The 4,052-nt window shown below is 69.4% G+C and carries 3 protein-coding genes; 2 read left to right on the forward strand and 1 reads right to left on the reverse strand.

The window, feature by feature from the left end; translation table 11 throughout:
* Nucleotides 1-20: 20 nt before the first annotated feature.
* Nucleotides 21-1,049: a glycosyltransferase family 2 protein gene (locus STRIP9103_RS04610; RefSeq protein ID WP_009299068.1), complete on the reverse strand. Its 1,029-nt coding sequence runs from the start codon at nt 1,047-1,049 to the stop codon at nt 21-23.
* A 140-nt stretch (nt 1,050-1,189) separates the two neighbouring features.
* Between STRIP9103_RS04610 and STRIP9103_RS04615 the strand changes: the two genes are divergently transcribed.
* Nucleotides 1,190-2,632: an LCP family protein gene (locus tag STRIP9103_RS04615; protein ID WP_445081918.1), complete on the forward strand. Its 1,443-nt coding sequence runs from the start codon at nt 1,190-1,192 to the stop codon at nt 2,630-2,632.
* 112 nt (nt 2,633-2,744) lie between these two features.
* Entirely contained in the window at nt 2,745-4,025 is a 1,281-nt protein-coding gene (locus tag STRIP9103_RS04620; RefSeq protein ID WP_181800252.1) for an LCP family protein, read from the forward strand.
* Nucleotides 4,026-4,052 lie beyond the last annotated feature (27 nt).

Here is a 4,052-nt window from a genome sequence, read left to right on the forward strand (position 1 = left end):
CCCAACGCGTACGTATCCGCTCAGCTCTCCGTCAGCACCGCCGGGCGGCGGGAGGCAATGACCCGCTTGGCCAGGGACTTGGGGCTGGTGAGGAAGCCGAAGCCCCAGGACATGTGCATCGTGGCGAGGGCGACGGGTATCTGGAGGCGGGCCTTGAGGGGCAGCCCCTTGCCGGCCGGGATCGAGCCCGCGACGATCGCCGCGAGATAGCCGCCGGGGACGATGTAGCCGAGGGGCGTGAGCAGACCGCCCACCAGGAGCCCGGCCACGATGGCGCACAGGGCGGTCGGCGGGGCGAGGTAGCGCAGGTTGATGGAGCCCTGGTGGTAGCGGGCGACGACGTGGCGCCAACGCCCGTAGTCCTTGTACTGCTTGGCGAGCGCCTTCACCGACGGCCTCGGCCGGTACGACACCTTCAGCTCGGGCGAGAACCAGATGAGCCCGCCCGCCTCACGGATGCGGAAGTTCAGCTCCCAGTCCTGGGCGCGGATGAACTCCACGTTGTAGCCGCCCTGTCGCTCCAGCGCCTCGCGCCGGAAGACGCCCAGGTACACGGTCTCGGCCGGACCCGCCTGCCCGCCCGTGTGGAAGGCGGCGTTGCCGACCCCGATCTTCGAGGTCATGGCGGCGGCGACCGCGCGCTCCCAGTCGTTCTCGCCCTCGGCGTGCATGATCCCGCCGACGTTCTGCGCGCCGGTCTCCTCCAGGAGCCGTACGGCGGTGGCGATGTAGTTCGGCGAGAGCATGCCGTGGCCGTCGACGCGGACGACGATCGGGTGCCGGGAGGCCTTGATCGCGGCGTTGAGCGCGGCGGGCGTACGGCCGGTCGGGTTCGGGACGGTGTGCACGCGGGGGTCGTCCCGTACGAGCTCGGCGGCGATCTCGTCCGTGCGGTCCGTGGACGGACCGAGGGCGATCACGACCTCCATCTCGCCGGCGTACTCCTGCGCGAGGATCGCTTGGACGGCTCCACGCAGATGCCGTTCCTCGTTGAGGACGGGCATGATGACAGACACGGCGGGGAGCTGCACGTCGGGCTTGGCGTTCATAGGGGGCTCACGTTACCGCGAACGGGGGACACCGACGCGTGCCGCCCGGTCGCCGGGGCGGGCCGCAGATCGTATCGGCCTACGGTGCTGACGAATCCTGACGTCCCCTCGCCCGACCGGTCCCGCGGAGGTGTCCCCTCGTGCCCACACCGCCCCGACGCGCCGCCCGGCCCCAGCAGCCACGGCCGCCCGTACGTCCGCGGCGGCGGAGCTGGGCCATGCGGGTGGCGACCACGCTCTCGGTGGTGGTGCTGGCCGCCGCGGGCATCGGGCACGCGCTGGTCACCGGTCTGGACGACGAGATCGCCCGCGTCGACCCGTTCAAGGACATGAAGAACCGCCCCGAGGCGGGCCATGGCATGAACGTCCTGCTGGTCGGCACCGACGGCCGCGACCGGATCAGCGAGGAGGAGCGACGCCGCTACCGGCTCGGCGGCGCCCCCTGCCACTGCACGGACACCATGATGATCGTGCACATCTCGGAGGACCGGGAACGCGCCAGCATCGTGAGCCTGCCGCGTGACTCGTACGCCGAGGCACCCCCGCACACCGACCACACCACAGGGGAGACACACCGCTCCCACCCGATCAAGCTGAACGCGGCCTACGCGGAGGGCGGCCCACAGCTCACCGTGCGCACCGTCGAACACATGACCAAGGTGAAGATCGACCACTACGTGGAGGTCGACTTCACCAGCTTCATGCGCACGGTCGACGTCCTCGGCGGCGTGAAGATCTGCGCCGCCCGCCCTCTGAAGGACTCCTACACCGGCCTCGACCTCCCCGCCGGCACCCACAGGCTCGACGGCGGCCAGGCCCTGCAGTACGTCCGTTCCCGCCACGCCGACGGCTCCTCCGACCTCGGCCGCATGAGACGCCAGCAGCGCTTCATGGCCTCCCTGATGTCCCAGGCCACCTCCTCCGGGGTCCTCCTCAACCCCATGAAGTTCCGCGACGTCACCCGGGCCGTCCTCGGCTCCGTCCGCGCCGACAAGGAGTTCGACGCCGGCGAACTGATCGACCTCGGTCGCGCCCTGCGGGGTCTCAGCCCCGCCTCCTCCGAGTTCACCACCGTTCCCATCGGCCGCATGGGCTACGACGTCGAAGGCATCGGCTCCACCCTCAAATGGGACGAGACCAGGTCCGCCCATCTCTTCGAGGCCCTGCGCGACGACCGCCCCCTGTCCCCCTACAAGGTCCGCGGCAAGCAGACCGTCCAGGTCGACGTGGCTCCCCAGCAGATCCAGGTCCAGGTCGAGAACGGCACGACGATCCCCGGCCTGGGAAAGAAGGTGGACGGCCAGCTTGCGGCCACCGGCTTCCGCACGACCCGCCACCCCGTGAACGCCCGGGACCGCGACGTGCGCCGCACGCTCGTCCTCTACGACCCCGGCTGGGACCGCTCGGCCAAATCCCTGGCCAGGGCCCTCCCTGGATCGGAACTCCGCCCGGTACGAGCCCAGGGCCCGATCCTGAGGGTGATCGCCGGCACGGACTTCGAACGTGTACGGAAGGTGAGGGCGGAGAACCCGCACCGGGGCGCGTCGGAGGTACTGCGAGGCAACCAGGTGACGTGCCCGTAGGCACCCGGCCCCCCACACATCCGTACGATTTGTGTCAGCTTGGCAACAGCCCTGCCTTTGTTTTTCATCGACCCTTGTGAACGACATGGCCCGGCACTGCACACTTGGGCGCATGAATGATTGGCCCGAGGGATGGTCCGACAACAACCGCGGCGGCGGCTACGGACACGGCAACGCGAGCACTCAGCCCGACGGGGCGCGGGTGATGCGCCAGGTCCGTCGCGGCCCGTCGGCACCCCCGCAGGGCGGCGTGCCACAACAGCCGTCGTACGGCGACCCGTATGGTGACGGCGGTGGCTACAACACCGGCCCCGACCAGTACGACAGCGGCTACAACACCGGCCAGGTGTACGGCTCCGGTGGCACGGGCGGCCCCGGTGGTCACGGCGGCCGCGGGGAGCGCCCCGCTCCCAACTGGCGGCGTCGGATCAAGGTGACCGCGATCACGGTCACGGTCGTACTCGTCGCGACGACGATCGGCACGTACTTCTGGGCCGACTCCAAGCTGAACCGCGAGGTCGACCTCTCCAAGGTCATCGACCGGCCGGAGGCGGGCGAGGGCACCAACTACCTGATCGTCGGCTCCGACAGCCGTGAGGGCCTGTCCGACGAGCAGAAGAAGGAGCTCCACACCGGGTCCGCCGACGGCAAGCGCACGGACTCGATGATGATCCTGCACACCGGTTCGAACGGCCCGACCCTCATATCGCTGCCGCGCGACTCGAACGTGACGATACCGACGTTCGTCGGCTCCGAGTCCGGCAAGCGGTACGAGGGCACCGGCCGCCAGGTGAAGCTGAACGCGGCGTACGCGGAGGACGGGCCCGAGCTGCTGGTCCGTACGGTCGAGGCCAACACGGGGCTGCACATCGACCACTACGTGGAGATCGGCTTCGCGGGCTTCGCGAACATCGTCGACGCGGTCGGCGGCGTCGAGATCGACATCCCCAAGGGCGGCATGAAGGACACCAAGTCCGGTGCCGACTTCGAGGCGGGCAAGCAGACGCTCAACGGCGAGCAGGCGCTCGCCTTCGTCCGCACCCGTTACGCGCTGGCCCGCAGCGACCTGGACCGTACGAAGAACCAGCAGAAGTTCCTCGCGGCCCTCGCCAACCAGACGGCGACCCCGAGCACGGTCCTCAACCCGTTCAAGCTCTACCCCACGATGAGCGCGGGCCTGGACACCCTGATCGTCGACAAGGACATGGGCCTGTTCGACCTGGCCGACATGTTCTGGGCGATGAAGGGCGTGACCGGCGGCGACGGCAAGTCCATGAACATGCCGATCTCGGGCAACGCCGGCAACGGCAACCTCCAGTGGGACACCGCGAAGGTGAAGCAGCTGGTGGAGCAGCTGAAGAACGACGAGACGGTGACGGTGTCGGACAGCTGACACGATCGTCCGGCATTGCCTCAGGGG

The organism is Streptomyces ipomoeae 91-03 (assembly GCF_000317595.1).
Classification (GTDB): domain Bacteria; phylum Actinomycetota; class Actinomycetes; order Streptomycetales; family Streptomycetaceae; genus Streptomyces; species Streptomyces ipomoeae.

Coding starts and splice junctions, on each gene's coding strand:
- STRIP9103_RS04610 (WP_009299068.1), bottom strand. CDS start 1,049: ATGAACGCCAAGCCCGACGTGCAGCTCCCCGCCGTGTCTGTCATCATG.
- STRIP9103_RS04620 (WP_181800252.1), top strand. CDS start 2,745: ATGAATGATTGGCCCGAGGGATGGTCCGACAACAACCGCGGCGGCGGC.